13 protein-coding genes are annotated in these 13,165 nt (G+C 70.4%); 10 read left to right on the top strand and 3 right to left on the bottom strand.

What is annotated here, in order from left to right; genetic code table 11:
* Window positions 1-289: 289 nt before the first annotated feature.
* Window positions 290-742: an Lrp/AsnC family transcriptional regulator gene (locus ACZ61C_RS32910; protein WP_465311749.1), complete on the bottom strand. Its 453-nt coding sequence runs from the start codon at window positions 740-742 to the stop codon at window positions 290-292.
* 111 nt (window positions 743-853) lie between these two features.
* Here ACZ61C_RS32910 and ACZ61C_RS32905 point away from each other — a divergent pair, with 111 nt between their 5' ends.
* The 5 genes from ACZ61C_RS32905 to ACZ61C_RS32885 all read left to right on the top strand — a co-directional run bounded on the left by ACZ61C_RS32905 (window position 854) and on the right by ACZ61C_RS32885 (window position 6,754).
* Window positions 854-1,309 (top strand): rhodanese-like domain-containing protein, encoded by a 456-nt coding sequence (locus ACZ61C_RS32905; RefSeq protein ID WP_465311748.1) that lies wholly within the window; start codon window positions 854-856, stop codon window positions 1,307-1,309.
* Between the two features lie 19 nt (window positions 1,310-1,328).
* Window positions 1,329-2,078, top strand: coding sequence for a type 1 glutamine amidotransferase (locus ACZ61C_RS32900; RefSeq protein WP_465311747.1), 750 nt, complete (start codon window positions 1,329-1,331; stop codon window positions 2,076-2,078).
* A 98-nt stretch (window positions 2,079-2,176) separates the two neighbouring features.
* Complete coding sequence (locus ACZ61C_RS32895) at window positions 2,177-3,310, top strand: inorganic phosphate transporter (protein ID WP_465311746.1); 1,134 nt, start codon at window positions 2,177-2,179, stop codon at window positions 3,308-3,310.
* Between the two features lie 29 nt (window positions 3,311-3,339).
* Window positions 3,340-6,315, top strand: a complete 2,976-nt coding sequence (locus ACZ61C_RS32890; RefSeq protein ID WP_465311745.1) for a bifunctional [glutamine synthetase] adenylyltransferase/[glutamine synthetase]-adenylyl-L-tyrosine phosphorylase — start codon at window positions 3,340-3,342, stop codon at window positions 6,313-6,315.
* Between the two features lie 13 nt (window positions 6,316-6,328).
* Entirely contained in the window at window positions 6,329-6,754 is a 426-nt protein-coding gene (locus tag ACZ61C_RS32885) for an acyl-CoA thioesterase (RefSeq protein WP_465311744.1), read from the top strand.
* Window positions 6,755-6,814: 60 nt separating this feature from the next.
* Here ACZ61C_RS32885 and glnA read toward each other — a convergent pair whose 3' ends face one another.
* Window positions 6,815-8,239: a type I glutamate--ammonia ligase gene (glnA, locus tag ACZ61C_RS32880; protein WP_465311743.1), complete on the bottom strand. Its 1,425-nt coding sequence runs from the start codon at window positions 8,237-8,239 to the stop codon at window positions 6,815-6,817.
* A gap of 270 nt (window positions 8,240-8,509) precedes the next feature.
* On the opposite strand from glnA, the gene ACZ61C_RS32875 reads away from it, so the two are divergent.
* Entirely contained in the window at window positions 8,510-8,899 is a 390-nt protein-coding gene (locus ACZ61C_RS32875; RefSeq protein WP_465311764.1) for an RDD family protein, read from the top strand.
* 60 nt (window positions 8,900-8,959) lie between these two features.
* On the opposite strand, the gene ACZ61C_RS32870 is transcribed toward ACZ61C_RS32875, so the two are convergent.
* Window positions 8,960-9,688 carry a DUF4191 domain-containing protein gene (locus ACZ61C_RS32870; RefSeq protein WP_465311742.1) on the bottom strand — a complete coding sequence of 243 codons (729 nt, stop codon included), beginning with the start codon at window positions 9,686-9,688 and terminating at the stop codon, window positions 8,960-8,962.
* 65 nt (window positions 9,689-9,753) lie between these two features.
* On the opposite strand from ACZ61C_RS32870, the gene ACZ61C_RS32865 reads away from it, so the two are divergent.
* From ACZ61C_RS32865 to ACZ61C_RS32850, 4 genes are all read left to right on the top strand, one after another.
* The gene (locus ACZ61C_RS32865; protein ID WP_465311741.1) at window positions 9,754-11,835 is read left to right on the top strand and encodes an ATP-dependent DNA helicase UvrD2; all 2,082 of its coding nucleotides are present in this window, start codon (window positions 9,754-9,756) and stop codon (window positions 11,833-11,835) included.
* Between the two features lie 236 nt (window positions 11,836-12,071).
* The gene (locus ACZ61C_RS32860; RefSeq protein WP_465311740.1) at window positions 12,072-12,326 is read left to right on the top strand and encodes a hypothetical protein; all 255 of its coding nucleotides are present in this window, start codon (window positions 12,072-12,074) and stop codon (window positions 12,324-12,326) included.
* Window positions 12,327-12,475: 149 nt separating this feature from the next.
* On the top strand, window positions 12,476-12,826 hold the full coding sequence (locus tag ACZ61C_RS32855) for a WhiB family transcriptional regulator (RefSeq protein WP_465311739.1): 351 nt from the start codon (window positions 12,476-12,478) through the stop codon (window positions 12,824-12,826).
* Window positions 12,823-13,077 carry a hypothetical protein gene (locus ACZ61C_RS32850; RefSeq protein ID WP_465311738.1) on the top strand — a complete coding sequence of 85 codons (255 nt, stop codon included), beginning with the start codon at window positions 12,823-12,825 and terminating at the stop codon, window positions 13,075-13,077. The genes ACZ61C_RS32855 and ACZ61C_RS32850 overlap by 4 nt, the downstream gene beginning before the upstream one ends.
* Window positions 13,078-13,165 lie beyond the last annotated feature (88 nt).

Here is a 13,165-nt window from a genome sequence, read left to right as displayed (position 1 = left end):
GCCCCGGTTGAGGACCAGTGATGGTTCTCCCGGGGCCTTTCTGCATGCCCAAAACCCGTGTCGTCCGCTCAGGTATGGGAGTCGGCCGTCCGGGTACGCGTGTCGGCCTTTCTAGGTCCGCGGTCAATCACACGAGTTCCGGCTCCAGTCACGCGAGTTCCGTCCCTGATCACGCGAGTGACGGCTCGGATCACGCCCGCACCGACCCGCGGCCCAGCCCGATACCCGCCCAATCACGCGTGATGCCCCTCCAGACACACCCGATGCCCCTCGGATCACGCCTGAAGCCTCAAACCGACCCCGGCCGAGCCGGCGGCCGCCGACGCAACGGCGATGACAACACCAACGACGTTGTCGTCTCCCCGTACCGCTGCACCTTCTCGACCAACCCCTCCAGCTCCGCCGTATCGCGGCACAGCACCCGTAGGATCCAGCACTCGTCCCCGGTGACGTGGTCCGCCGCGACGACCTGGGGGAGCGGGAGCACTGCCGTCCTGAACCTCGGGGTGTCCAGGCTCCGCACCCGGGCCCGTACCAGCGCCTCGATCGGCAGCCCCAGCTTCGTCGTGTCGACGCTCGCCGCGTAACCGGTGATCACGCCGCGCTCCTCGAGGCGGCGGACGCGCTCCGTCACCGCCGAGCCGGACAGCGACACCCGGCGGCCGAGCTCGGTGAAGCTCAGGCGGCCGTCGGCCTGGAGGAGCTCCAGCAGGTGCCAGTCGACGTCGTCGAGAGCGTCCACCGCGGTTCTCCAAGGTGAGCAGGGTCAACACCGGGAAACCCCCGGCCGGGCCGGGCCTTCACGCCGATTGTGCCCTGTGTCCCCGGGCCCGCCGCTAGCAGGATTTACCTCATGACCCGCATCCTCACCGTCCCCGCCCCGATGCCGGACGCCGCCCTGGAGTACTTCGGCGCCGAACTCGCCTTCGAGGTCGATCCCGACGATCTCGTCCGGGACCTCGAAGCCGGCCTCACAGACGGTTACGTCGTAGTCGAGACGCGCGCGCCCGAAGCCTTCCAGCTCGCCCGCATCCCCGGTGCGATCAACCTCCCGTACCGCGACATGACGGCCGAGAGCACTGCTCACCTCGACCGGAACCTCGTCTACGTCTGCTACTGCGAGAGCGCCAACTGCAACGCCGCCACCAAGGGCGCGCTCAAGCTCGCCGGGCTCGGCTTCCGCGTGAAACGGCTTTCCGGCGGCATCACGAGCTGGGCCGCGGCCGGCTACCCGGTCGAAGGCGAGACGGAAAGCGAAACAGCAAGGGAAACAGCAAGCGGACCAGCCGGAATCCGCTGCGCCTGCTGACGCACCTACCCTGGAAGACGTGACACGACTGCTCATCATCCAGCCGGACGCCTCGGACCCGCTCGGCACCCTCGGCGACTGGCTGACCGACGCCGGCGCGGAGCTCGACGTCCGGCTGCTCCCCGGCGCCGGCCTGCCCGCGGACCTCGACGGCTACCACGGCGTCGTCTGCCTCGGCGGCGGCATGTCGGCGGAGGACGACGCGAAACACCCGTGGCTCGCCGACGTCCGGCGGCTGCTGTCGAAGGCCGCGGCGAAGCGGCTCCCCACCCTCGGGGTCTGCCTCGGCGCGCAGCTGCTGGCCGTCGCGACCGGCGGCCGCGTCGAGGTGGGCCAGGACGGGCCCGAGGCCGGCCCTCAGCTCGTCTCGAAGAAGGACGCCGCCTGGACCGATCCGCTCTTCGCCGACCTGCCGCTCATGCAGGACGTCCTCCAGTTCCACAAGGACGTGATCACCCGGCTCCCGCCCGGCGCCGAGCTGCTCGCGTCCGCGCCGCGCTACCCGAACCAGGCCTTCCGGACCAGCCGTTGTGTCTACGGTGTCCAGTTCCACATCGAGACGACGCCCGCCGTCGTCGCGAGCTGGGCGGCCGACGAGCCCGAGATGGCGGAATTCGCCCGTCCGGGCTCACTCGAGCACGACGCGCTGGTCACCGTGCACGCCGACATCGAGGAAATCTGGCGTCCGTTCGCGCAGCGGTTCGTCCGGTTGGCCGCCGGTGAGCTCACACCCGCTGCCGACGGTCAACGGACGTTACCGCTGGCTTAACGCCGGATGTCACAAACAGCTACGGGCTCTTAACGACAAGGATCGATCTTCAGGTACCTTGCGGGAGAAGTCCCCCACAAGGGTGTTCGGAGGTCGGGGTGGATCCCTCGTTGCTGGTCGTGCTCGTCGTCGTCACCGCCCTGGTGTTCGACTTCACGAACGGGTTCCACGACACCGCGAACTCGATGGCGACATCGATCGCGACCGGGGCCCTCAAGCCCCGGGTGGCCGTCGCGATCTCCGCGATCTTGAACCTGATCGGCGCGTTCCTGTCGGTGGAGGTCGCCAAGACGATCTCCAGCGGCCTGGTGGACGACACGAAGATCGGCCCGTCGATCGTCTTCGGCGGGCTGATCGGCGCGATCGTCTGGAACCTCGTGACGTGGTTCATCGGGCTGCCGTCGAGCTCGTCGCACGCGCTGTTCGGCGGCCTGATCGGCGCCACCTGGGTGTCGGCAGGCGCCGACTCGGTCCACTTCGGAAAGATCGTCGAGAAGGTGCTGGTGCCGGCGGCCGCGTCCCCGGTCATCGCCGGGCTCGTCGCGATGGTCGCGACGTACCTGGTCTACCGCTTCCTCGTCCGCGAACGTCCGGCCACGCGCGGGTTCAAGGTCGGACAGATCGTCTCGGCGTCCCTGGTCTCACTGGCCCACGGCACGAACGACGCGCAGAAGACGATGGGCGTGATCACGCTCACGTTGGTCACCGCCGGTAGCCTTCCGCCGGGCGCCGCCCCGCCCGTCTGGGTGATCATCAGCGCCGCCTGCGCCCTCGCCGCGGGCACCTACCTCGGCGGCTGGCGCATCACGCACACCCTCGGCAAGGGCCTGACCGACATCGAAGGCCCGCAGGGCTTCGCCGCCCAGACGAGCTCGGCGCTGGTCATCCTGGTCTCGTCGCGCCTGGGCTTCCCGCTGTCGACGACGCACGTCTGCTCCGGCGGGATCGTCGGCTCCGGTGTCGGACGGCGGGAGGCGCCGGTCCGCTGGCGGATGGCGGGCCGGATGGTCGTCGCGTGGCTGTTCACGCTGCCCGCGGCCGCGATCGTCGGCGCCGTCTCCGGCAAGATCGCCTCGCTCGGCACCGCGGGCACCGTCACCGTCGGCGTGGTCGGCATCGGGGTCGGCCTCGGCATCTACCTCCTCTCGCGGCGCCACCCCGTCACCGCACACAGCTTCCAGGTGCCCGAGCCGACGCCCGCCGACAGCGAACCGGGCCGGCTCGCCGCCTGACCGGAGCCCGCCGGGTTAAGTTGTTCGGGATGGCAGACCGCGCGCGAACGACCGCTTCGGCGGCGAGGTACGGCTTCACCGATTCCCGTGCCGAGGGTCAGCTGCGCGCGGCCGGCTGGTGGGACGACGCGGGTCCGGTCGCCGCCGCCACCGATGTCCTGACGGCGTTGTCCCGCGCCGCCGACCCGGATCTCGCACTGCGCGGGCTCGACCGGATCCGCGAAGCCGACGACTCCGAGTGGACGGCGCTCGAAGCACAACTGCGCGAAAACCGGACCTTTCGAGGGCGCTTCCTCGGCGTGTTGGGGACGTCGAGCGCGCTGGCCGACTTCGTCGCCGCGAACCCCGCACAGTGGCGGTCGCTCACCGGCGACAAGTGCACCGACGCCGCCTGCTACCGGGAAAACCTGAGCAGTTCCCTCGTGGGGGACGACGGTTCGGTGCTCACCGGGCTCGAAGCCGAGCAGGCGCTCAAGATCGCCTACCGCGGCCAGTTGCTCGGCATCGCCGCCGCGGACCTGGGACACCTCGTCGAGGCCGGCCTGGAGCACCCGCACTACGCCGAGGTCGCGGCGCAGCTGACCGAGCTGGCCGAGGCCGCGCTCGCCGCCGGGCTCGTCGTCGCCGAAGCCGAGGTCGGCGCGTCCGCCGAGGGCACCCTCTCGATCATCGCCATGGGCAAGTGCGGTGGCCGGGAGCTCAACTACGTCAGCGACGTCGACGTGATCTTCGTCGGCGCCGAAGAACTCGGGGTCGCCACGCGGCTCGCGAGCACGATGATGCGGGTGACCGGCAAGGCGTGTTTCGACGTCGACGCGGCGCTGCGCCCGGAGGGCAAGGCAGGCGCGCTGGTCCGCACGCTGGAAAGCCACGAGGGTTACTACCGGAAGTGGGCCAAGACGTGGGAGTTCCAGGCGCTGCTCAAGGCGCGTCCGGTCGCCGGTGACGCCGAGCTGGGCCGGCAGTACGCCGAGATGGTCGCGCCGCTGGTGTGGTCGGCGGCCGACCGGGACAACTTCGTCGACGAGGTGCAGCAGATGCGCCGCCGGGTCGAGGGGCACGTGCCGTCCGAGCACGCCGAGCGCGAGCTCAAGCTCGGCCGCGGCGGCCTGCGTGACGTCGAGTTCGCGGTGCAGCTGCTGCAGCTCGTCCACGGCCGGGTCGACGACAAGCTGCGGTCACCGTCCACGATGGACGCGCTCGCGGCGCTCGGCGAGGGTGGTTACGTCGGCCGTCAGGACGCCGCCGAGCTCGGGGCGTCGTACGAGTTCCTGCGGATGATCGAGCACCGGCTGCAGCTGCGCCGGCTGCGCCGCACCCACCTGTTCCCGGCGACGTCGGAGACCGCCGAGCTGCGGATCCTCGCCCGGGCGAGCGGCGTCAAGGCGGCCGGCGGCAAGAGCCAGGGTGACGCGCTGCTGGCCGAGTTCCGCAAGCACGCCAAGGGCATCCGGCGGCTGCACGAGAAGATCTTCTACCGGCCGCTGCTGCAGTCCGTCGCGAACGTGCCGACCGAAGCGCTGCGCCTGACGACCAAACAGGCCGCCAGCCGGCTGGCCGCGCTCGGGTACACCGCCCCCGACGGCGCGTTGCAGCACATCAAGGCCCTCACCGCGGGCGTCTCACGGCGCGCGGCGATCCAGCAGGCGCTGCTGCCGGTGCTGCTCGACCTGCTCGCCGACACCCCCGACCCCGACGGCGGGCTGCTGTCGTACCGGAAGGTGTCCGAGGCGCTCGAAGACACTCCGTGGTACCTGCGGGTGCTGCGCGACGAAGGCACGGTCGTCGAGAACCTGGCGGTGCTGCTCGGGACGTCCCGGCTGGTCCCCGACCTGCTGGTCCGCGCGCCGGAAGTGTTGCAGCTGCTCGGTGATCCGGCCCGGCTGCTGGGCCGCACGCCCGCCGACGTGGCGACGTCGCTGCGGGCCGCTGTCCGGCGTCAGCCCGGGTTGAACGCCGCGGTCACGGCCGCGCGTTCGCTGCGGCGGCACGAGATGCTGCGGATCGCGTGCGCGGATCTGCTCGGGCTGCTCGACGTCCCCGCCGTGTGCGCGGCGCTGTCGAGTGTGTGGGTGGCCGTGCTCCAGGGCGCGCTGGCCTCCGCCTTCCGCCAGCGGCAGGCGGAGCTGGGCCGCACGCCGGCGCGCATCGCCGTCATCGGGATGGGCCGGCTCGGCGGCGCCGAACTGGGTTACGGCTCGGACGCCGACGTGCTCTTCGTGTGCGAGCCCGCTGAAGGCGTTTCGGACGCCGACGCGGTGAAGTTCGCTTCGTCGGTCGCGGAGACCGTCCGGAAGATGCTGGGCGCGCCGAGCTCGGACCCGGCCCTGGTCGTCGACGCCGACCTGCGGCCGGAGGGCCGGAGCGGGCCGCTCGTGCGGACGCTCGAGTCGTACCGCGCCTACTACGCGCGGTGGGGTGAGGTGTGGGAGGCGCAGGCGCTGCTGCGGGCCCGGTTCATCGCGGGCGACGACGAGCTCGGCGAGCGGTTCATCACGATGGTCAACCCGATCCGCTACCCCGAAGGCGGTCTGGACGCGACCAAGGCGCGGGAGATCCGCCGCATCAAGGCCCGCGTCGAAACCGAGCGGATGCCCCGCGGCGCGGACCCGACCCGCCACACGAAGCTCGGCCGCGGCGGCCTCGCCGACGTCGAGTGGACGGTGCAGCTGCTGCAGCTCCAGCACGCGTGTTCGGTGCCGGGCCTGCGGACGACGTCGACGCTCGACGCTTTGGCGTGCCTGCCGGAAGCGGGGCTGGCCACGGAGTCCGAGGCAGAGTCGCTGCGGGAGGCGTGGCTGCTGGCGACGCGGGTGCGCAACGCGGGGATGCTGGTGCGCGGCAAGGCCGTCGACGAGGTGCCCGGCTCGGGCCGTGACCTGGTCGCGGTGGCCCGGGTCCTCGGCCAGTCCGCCGCAGACGACCCGGGCGAGTTCCTCGACACGTACCGCCGCATCACCAGGCGGGCGCACACGGTGGTGGAGCACCTGTTCTACGAGGCCTGATTACAGTGGGCGGGTGACTGCACGAGAGCCGTTCCGGACCCGGATCAAGGTCCGGCACTACGAGCTGGACACCCTGGGCCACCTCAACCACGCCGTGTACCACTCGTACGGCGAGGTCTCGAGGCTGGAACTGCTGGAAGCGGCGGGCGCGCTGAAGGGCCTGGGCAACGTGGCGTCGGTGCTGCTGGAGACTCACGTGGTGTTCCGCCGCGAGCTGCGCGCGGGCGACGAGGTCGACGTGACGTGCGACGTCAAGTTCGGCAGCGGCAAGACGTTCAAGATGGACTCGACCATCATCAAGCTGGACGGCACACTCGCCGCGGAGATCACCTGCACGCTGGGGATGATGGACCTGGAGCGCCGCAAACTCGTGGCGGATCCCCGTGGTGTCTTCGAAGCCGCGGGCGCGGACCTGAAGATGCTGTCGACGTCGGAATAGCGAAACGCCGGTGGCGAGGGCTTTTCGCTCCTCGCCACCGGCGTGTCCGGGGTTACGCGATCACACGTCGTAGTACAGGGCGAACTCGTACGGGTGCGGGCGCAGGCGCAGCGGGTCGATCTCGTTCTCTCGCTTGTACGAGATCCACGTGTCGATCACGTCCGGCGTGAACACGCCACCCTCGAGCAGGTAGTCGTGGTCGGCTTCCAGTGTGTCCAGCACCGTGCCCAGGTCGCCCGGGACCAGCTTGACGTTCTTCGCCTCTTCCGGGGGAAGCTCGTACAGGTCCTTGTCGATCGGGTCGGCCGGCTCGATCTTGTTCTTGATGCCGTCGAGGCCGGCCATCATCATCGCCGAGAACGCCAGGTACGGGTTGCCCGAGGAGTCCGGGCAGCGGAACTCGGCGCGCTTGGCCTTCGGGTTGTTGCCCGTGATCGGGATGCGGACGCACGCCGAGCGGTTGCGCTGCGAGTACACCAGCGAAACCGGGGCCTCGAAGCCCGGGACCAGGCGGTGGTAGGAGTTCACCGTCGGGTTCGTGAAGGCCAGCAGGCTCGGGGCGTGCTTGAGCAGGCCGCCGATGTAGTGGCGCGCCGTGTCGGACAGGCCCGCGTAGCCGGACTCGTCGTGGAACAGCGGCGTGCCGTCCTTCCACAGCGACTGGTGGCAGTGCATGCCCGAGCCGTTGTCGCCCGCCAGCGGCTTCGGCATGAACGTCGCCGTCTTGCCCGCCGCGAACACCGTGTTCTTCACGATGTACTTGAACAGCTGCAGGTCGTCGGCCGCGTGCAGCAGCGTGTTGAACTTGTAGTTGATCTCGGTCTGGCCGGCGGTGCCCACCTCGTGGTGCGCGCGCTCGATCTCGAAACCGGAGCCCGTCAGGTTGCGGACGATCTCGTCGCGCAGGTCGGCGAAGTGGTCGACCGGCGGGACGGGGAAGTAGCCGCCCTTGAACTTCGTCTTGTAGCCCTGGTTGCCGCCGACCTCGTCGGCGCCGGTGTTCCACCAGCCCTCGACGGAGTCGATCTCGTGGAACGAGGCGTGCTCGGCGGAGTCGAAGCGGACCGAGTCGAAGATGTAGAACTCGGCTTCGGGGCCGAAGAACACGTTGTCGGCGACGCCGTACTCCGCGATGTACTGCTCAGCCTTGCGCGCGATGTTGCGCGGGTCACGGCTGTACGCCTCACGGGTGAACGGGTCGTGCACGAAGAAGTTCAGCGAGAGCGTCTTCGCCTTGCGGAACGGGTCGATGCGCGCCGTCTCGGGGTCCGGGAGCAGCAGCATGTCCGATTCGTGGATCGACTGGAAGCCGCGCACCGAGGAGCCGTCGAACGCGAGTCCCTCTTCGTAGGCCTCTTCCGTGAAGGCCTTCGCGGGGACCGTGAAGTGCTGCATGACGCCCGGAAGGTCGCAGAACCTGACGTCGACGACCTCGACGTTTTCGTCGGCGATGAGGCGCTGGATGTCGTCTGGAGTAGTGGGCACCCTCGGTGACTCCTTCTCGTTCGGGCTCGTGCGGCAGTGCTCTCTTCGGCTCACGCTAAAAGCGCGGTGTTGCCCGACCGTCACCCGTATGTTTCGCCGGTGTTAACGGGTGGCCGGATGACCGGTATCCGACCAGGTGGGATGTGGTCCGCGCCACCGGCATACCCTGGACGGGTGGCGAGATGGACCGGCGAATGGCTGCCCGGCACCGGTGACGGTGGTCAGGGTACCGACCAGGAGGCCCCGCGCTGGCCGGGCGAAAAGTTCGGTCTGCCCGAATCGGGCGTCGGCTCGGCGGCGTCCGGCGGGGCCCGGCTGCTCGGACTGGTCGTCGACCTCGTGGTCGCGGCCCTGGTCACGGCCATCTTCCTGCACCCGAGCCTGCAGGACCCGGTCGCGATGCAGAACTTCAACCTGTGGTCCGGCGGGGTGTGGGCGGTCATCTCCGTCGTCTCGGCCGGCTTCTTCGGCTTCACCCCGGGCATGGGTGCCGTGGGCATCCGCGTCGCCCGGCTCGACGGCGCCGCGCTCGTCGGCCCGCTGCGCGCGCTGGTCCGGGCGGTGCTGACGTTCGTCATCATCCCGGCCGCGGTCCGCAACGCCGACGGCCGCAGCTGGCTCGACCGGCTGACCGGCACCGTCGTCGTCCGGCTGCGCTGAGCGTCCCCGCGTACGAGAAAGGCCCCGTCCACCCGGACGGGGCCTTTTTCCGTGCGAGCGTCAGCGGCGGCGGATCGTGCGCTGGACGTTGCGCATCTTCGCGCCGGCGGGCATCGGGCCCTTCGGCATCGCCGCGCCGCGGTTGCCGAGCGCGGCCAGCTTCGCCTCGAGCGCGTCGACCTGGGCCGGCTTGAGGTTGCGCGGCAGCTTCATCAGGAAGCCCTGGAGCTTCTTCAGCGGGATCTGGCCCTCTTCGTGGCCGATCGTCACGTCGTAGATCGGGGTGTCGCCGATCAGGCGGGAGACACGCTTCTTCTCCTGGGCGAGCAGCGTCTTGACGCGGTGCGGCGCGCCTTCGGCGACCAGCACCACGCCCGGGCCGCCGAGCACCCGGTGCACCGCGTCGAGCTGCGTCGTCGCGGCGACGGTCGGGGTCACCTTCCACTTGCCGCGCAGGTTCTCCAGCGCCCACGCCGCGGCGCCGGGCTGGCCGTCGGCCTTCGAGTAGACGGTCTTCTGGACGCGCCGGCCGAAGATGATCATGGCGAGGAGCGCGCCGAGGACGATCCCGAGCGGCAGCAGTGCCCACTGCGCGTCGAAGAAGAACCCGATCCCGAACGCCACACCGGCGACGACGATGACCGAGCCGGCCATCCACGGGATGAGCCAGGGGTCTTCCTTGCGCTGCATCTTGAAGGCTTCGAAGAGCTGGCCACGGCGGGCCTTGCTCGCCGCGCGCTTCTCCTTCTTGGCCTGCTTGGCCGCTTCCTTGTCCTGCTGTCCCGCCATATGACCAGGATACGGCCGCGTGCCCCTGCCCCGATTCCCCGTCCCCCTCTGCGAGGATGCGGGACGTGACTGGCGTACTTTCCCCGAAGAGCCGCACCCGTCTGCTCGATGGTCTCGACCCCGAGCAGCGCGCCGCCGCCAGTGCCCCGCGGGGGCCGGTCTGCGTCCTCGCCGGCGCCGGCACGGGCAAGACCCGCACGATCACCCACCGCATCGCCCACCTGGTCATGTCCGGGCACGTTTCCGCTGGTCAGGTGCTTGCTGTCACGTTCACGACGCGCGCCGCGGGCGAGATGCGGACGCGGCTGCGCGGCCTCGGCGTCGAGGCCGCGCAGGCTCTGACGTTCCACGCCGCGGCCCGCCGTCAGCTGCGGTACTTCTGGCCCCGTGTGGTCGGCGACCGGCCGTGGGACCTGCTGGAGAACAAGCTGCGCTACGTCGGCCAGGCCGCGAACCGGAACAAGCTGGGCACCGAGCTCGAGGTGCTGCGTGACCTGGCGAGCGAGATCGAGTGGGCGAAGGCGTCGCTGATCAGCCCGGACGACTACCCGGCCGTCACCGCGCGCGCCCAGCGGGACATCCCGGCGCCGGCCGCGCAGATCGCCGACGTCTACCGCACCTACGAAGAGCTGAAGAACGCCGCGCAGGTGCTCGACTTCGACGACCTCCTCCTGCACACGACGGCAGTGCTCGAGGAACACGGTGTCGTCGCCGAGGAGTTCCGCGACCGCTACCGCTGCTTCGTCGTCGACGAGTACCAGGACGTCACGCCGCTGCAGCAGCGCCTGCTCGGCGCGTGGCTCGGCGGCCGTGACGACCTGACCGTCGTCGGCGACGCGAACCAGACCATCTACTCCTTCGGCGGCGCGTCGCCGCGGCCGCTGCTGGAGTTCACCCGGCGCTACCCGGAGGCCACCGTCGTCCGGCTCGAGCGCGACTACCGGTCCACCCCCGAGGTCGTCTCGCTGGCGAACCGGGTCATCGGCGCCGCGCGGGGCCGGCCGGCGGGCTCACGGCTGAAGCTGATCGGCCAGCGGCCGCCCGGCCCGGAGCCGCGCTTCGCCGAGTTCGACGACGAAGCGGTCGAGGCCGGCGCTGTCGCGCGGCGCGTGCGTGAGCTGCTCGACGGCGGGGTCGCGGCGAGCGAGATCGCGGTGCTCTACCGCGTCAACGCCCAGTCCGAGGCCTACGAGTCGGCGCTGGCCGAGGCCGGCATCCCGTACCTGGTCCGCGGCGGCGAGCGGTTCTTCAACCGGACGGAGGTCCGGCAGGCGATGTCCGCGCTGCGGGCCGCGAGCGACGACGTCAGCTCTGACCTGGTCACGACGGTCCGTTCGGTGCTCGCCCGGGTCGGCCTCACCGAGTCGCCGCCCGCCGGCGGCGCGGCCAAGGAGCGGTGGGACGCGCTCCTGGCGATCGTCGAGCTCGCCGAAGAGCTCGCGTCGACGGTCGCGGACGCGGACCTGCCGCGCTTCAACACCGAGCTCGACCAGCGCGCGTCGGCCCAGCACCCGCCGACCGTCGAGGGCGTGACACTCGCGTCGTTGCACGCGGCGAAGGGCCTGGAGTGGGACGCGGTGTTCCTCGTCGGCCTGGCCGAGGGGACGATGCCGATCCTGCACGCCGGCGACGACGAAGCGGCGATCGAAGAGGAGCGCCGGCTGTTCTACGTGGGCGTCACCCGGGCTCGCGAGCACCTGTGGCTGTCGTGGGCGCTGGCCCGCACGCCGGGCGCGCGGCGCAACCGCCGTCGCAGCCGGTTCCTCTACGGCCTGGTCCCGGAGGACCACCCGGCCGCCCGGGCGGCGCGGACGCAGAAGCCGTCGATGCCGGTCAAGACGCGCTGCCGCGTCTGCGGCGGCCCGCTGCTGGAGACCATCGACGTCAAGCTGGGCCGGTGCGGGCGATGCCCGTCCACAGTGGATGAGGGCCTGCTCGAGCGGCTGAAGACGTGGCGCGGCGACCGGGCGCGGGAGCTGAAGGTGCCGGCGTTCGTCGTGTTCACCGACGCGACGCTGATGGCCATCGCGGAGCAGCGCCCGGTCGACGAAGCGGCGCTGGTGTCGATCTCCGGGATCGGCGCGACCAAGCTCGAGCGGTTCGGCACGGAGATCCTCGGCGTCGTCCGCGCGTCGGCGGAGTCCTGACGCCGGACGATCTTGATGTGGCCTTGACCGCGTCGGGACCATGATCCACGCGGCGAACCCGCTGCTCAGGGGCGATCTTCGTAACTTCGAGGATTTTCCCGTAATTAAGTTGCCCCGGTGTGGTGGGGGGCAATAACCTGCCAGTACCGAGCCGGAACGGCTCGGCTGGGGATCCACGAGATGCGCCGCGCAACGCGGCCACGTGTGCAGAGTACAGACGAGGAGGTGCCGGTGAAATGACCATCTACCTGACGCTCACGAACCCGGGCACCCGTCTGTCCTGCGCCGCGGAAGTTGCGGCTGCTCAGCGCCCGGGCACCGGTGTGTCCGTGAGCGCGCACGGGATCCGTGGCATGCGGCGCGTCGAGCGTCGTGCCACTGGTGCTGTCGTCTTCGGGACCGAGGGTGTTCTCAACGCCGTCCCGCAGGCCGATCTGCCGACCATCAAGCAGTTCCGTGTTCCGTTGTCGATACGGGAGCGAAGTTCCTGACCTAGTCAGGACACGAGGCTCACGAAGGCCGCGGAACCGGTAACCCGGATCCGCGGCCTTCGTGTTTTTGGCTGCACAACCCACGAGGAACAGCGTTGCCCAGCTCTATCTCCCAACCGAAAACCCGTACGACACAAGGAGGAACCACCATGTCTTCGGCCGTCGCCTACACCTCGGGTGAGGCAATATTCGCCGACCTGCTCGACCCCGTCGCGGTACCGGACGTGGCGCTGCCCTGCCGTTCGGGCGACGCGGACCTCTGGTTCGCGGAGTCCCCGGCCGAGCTCGAGCGCGCCAAGGCGCAGTGCGCCGACTGCCCGGTGCGCGAGGCCTGCCTGGCCGGCGCGCTGGCCCGGCGCGAGCCGTGGGGCGTCTGGGGTGGCGAGATCTTCGAGCGCGGTGTGGTCATCGCACGCAAGCGGCCCCGTGGCCGTCCGCGCAAGAACGCCGCCGTCGAGCCGGCCAAGGCCGCCGGCGATCACCGGAGCGCCGCCGCATGAGCGTCGAACCGGTTACCGCACAGGACTACGAAGCGCGGATGTGCCGTCCGCAACTGCAGTTGACGAAGACCGAGATCGAGGAGATCAGCGAGATGTTGCTTTACGAAGAACTGTCCAGGGCTCGAATACGGGACCTGGAGGAAGGGGTCCGCACCCAGCGGGCCCGAGGTAGCGCGCGTGCCGAGCGCCGCTGGACGCGAGTAGCCCGATGGGCGACCCGCCGGGCGGCGCGGTACCAGGACCAGAGCTGAGCGCAGGGCCCCTGCCACCCCGATTCGGGGCGGCAGGGGCCTTTGTGCTTGGCCTGTTGTGCGCCGCCGGCTGGTGTTGAATGGGGTG

This window comes from Amycolatopsis sp. NPDC104587, assembly GCF_055583645.1.
The sequence above is the reverse complement of the archived record's forward strand: the minus strand, read 5'-3'. Positions and strand labels throughout refer to the sequence as shown.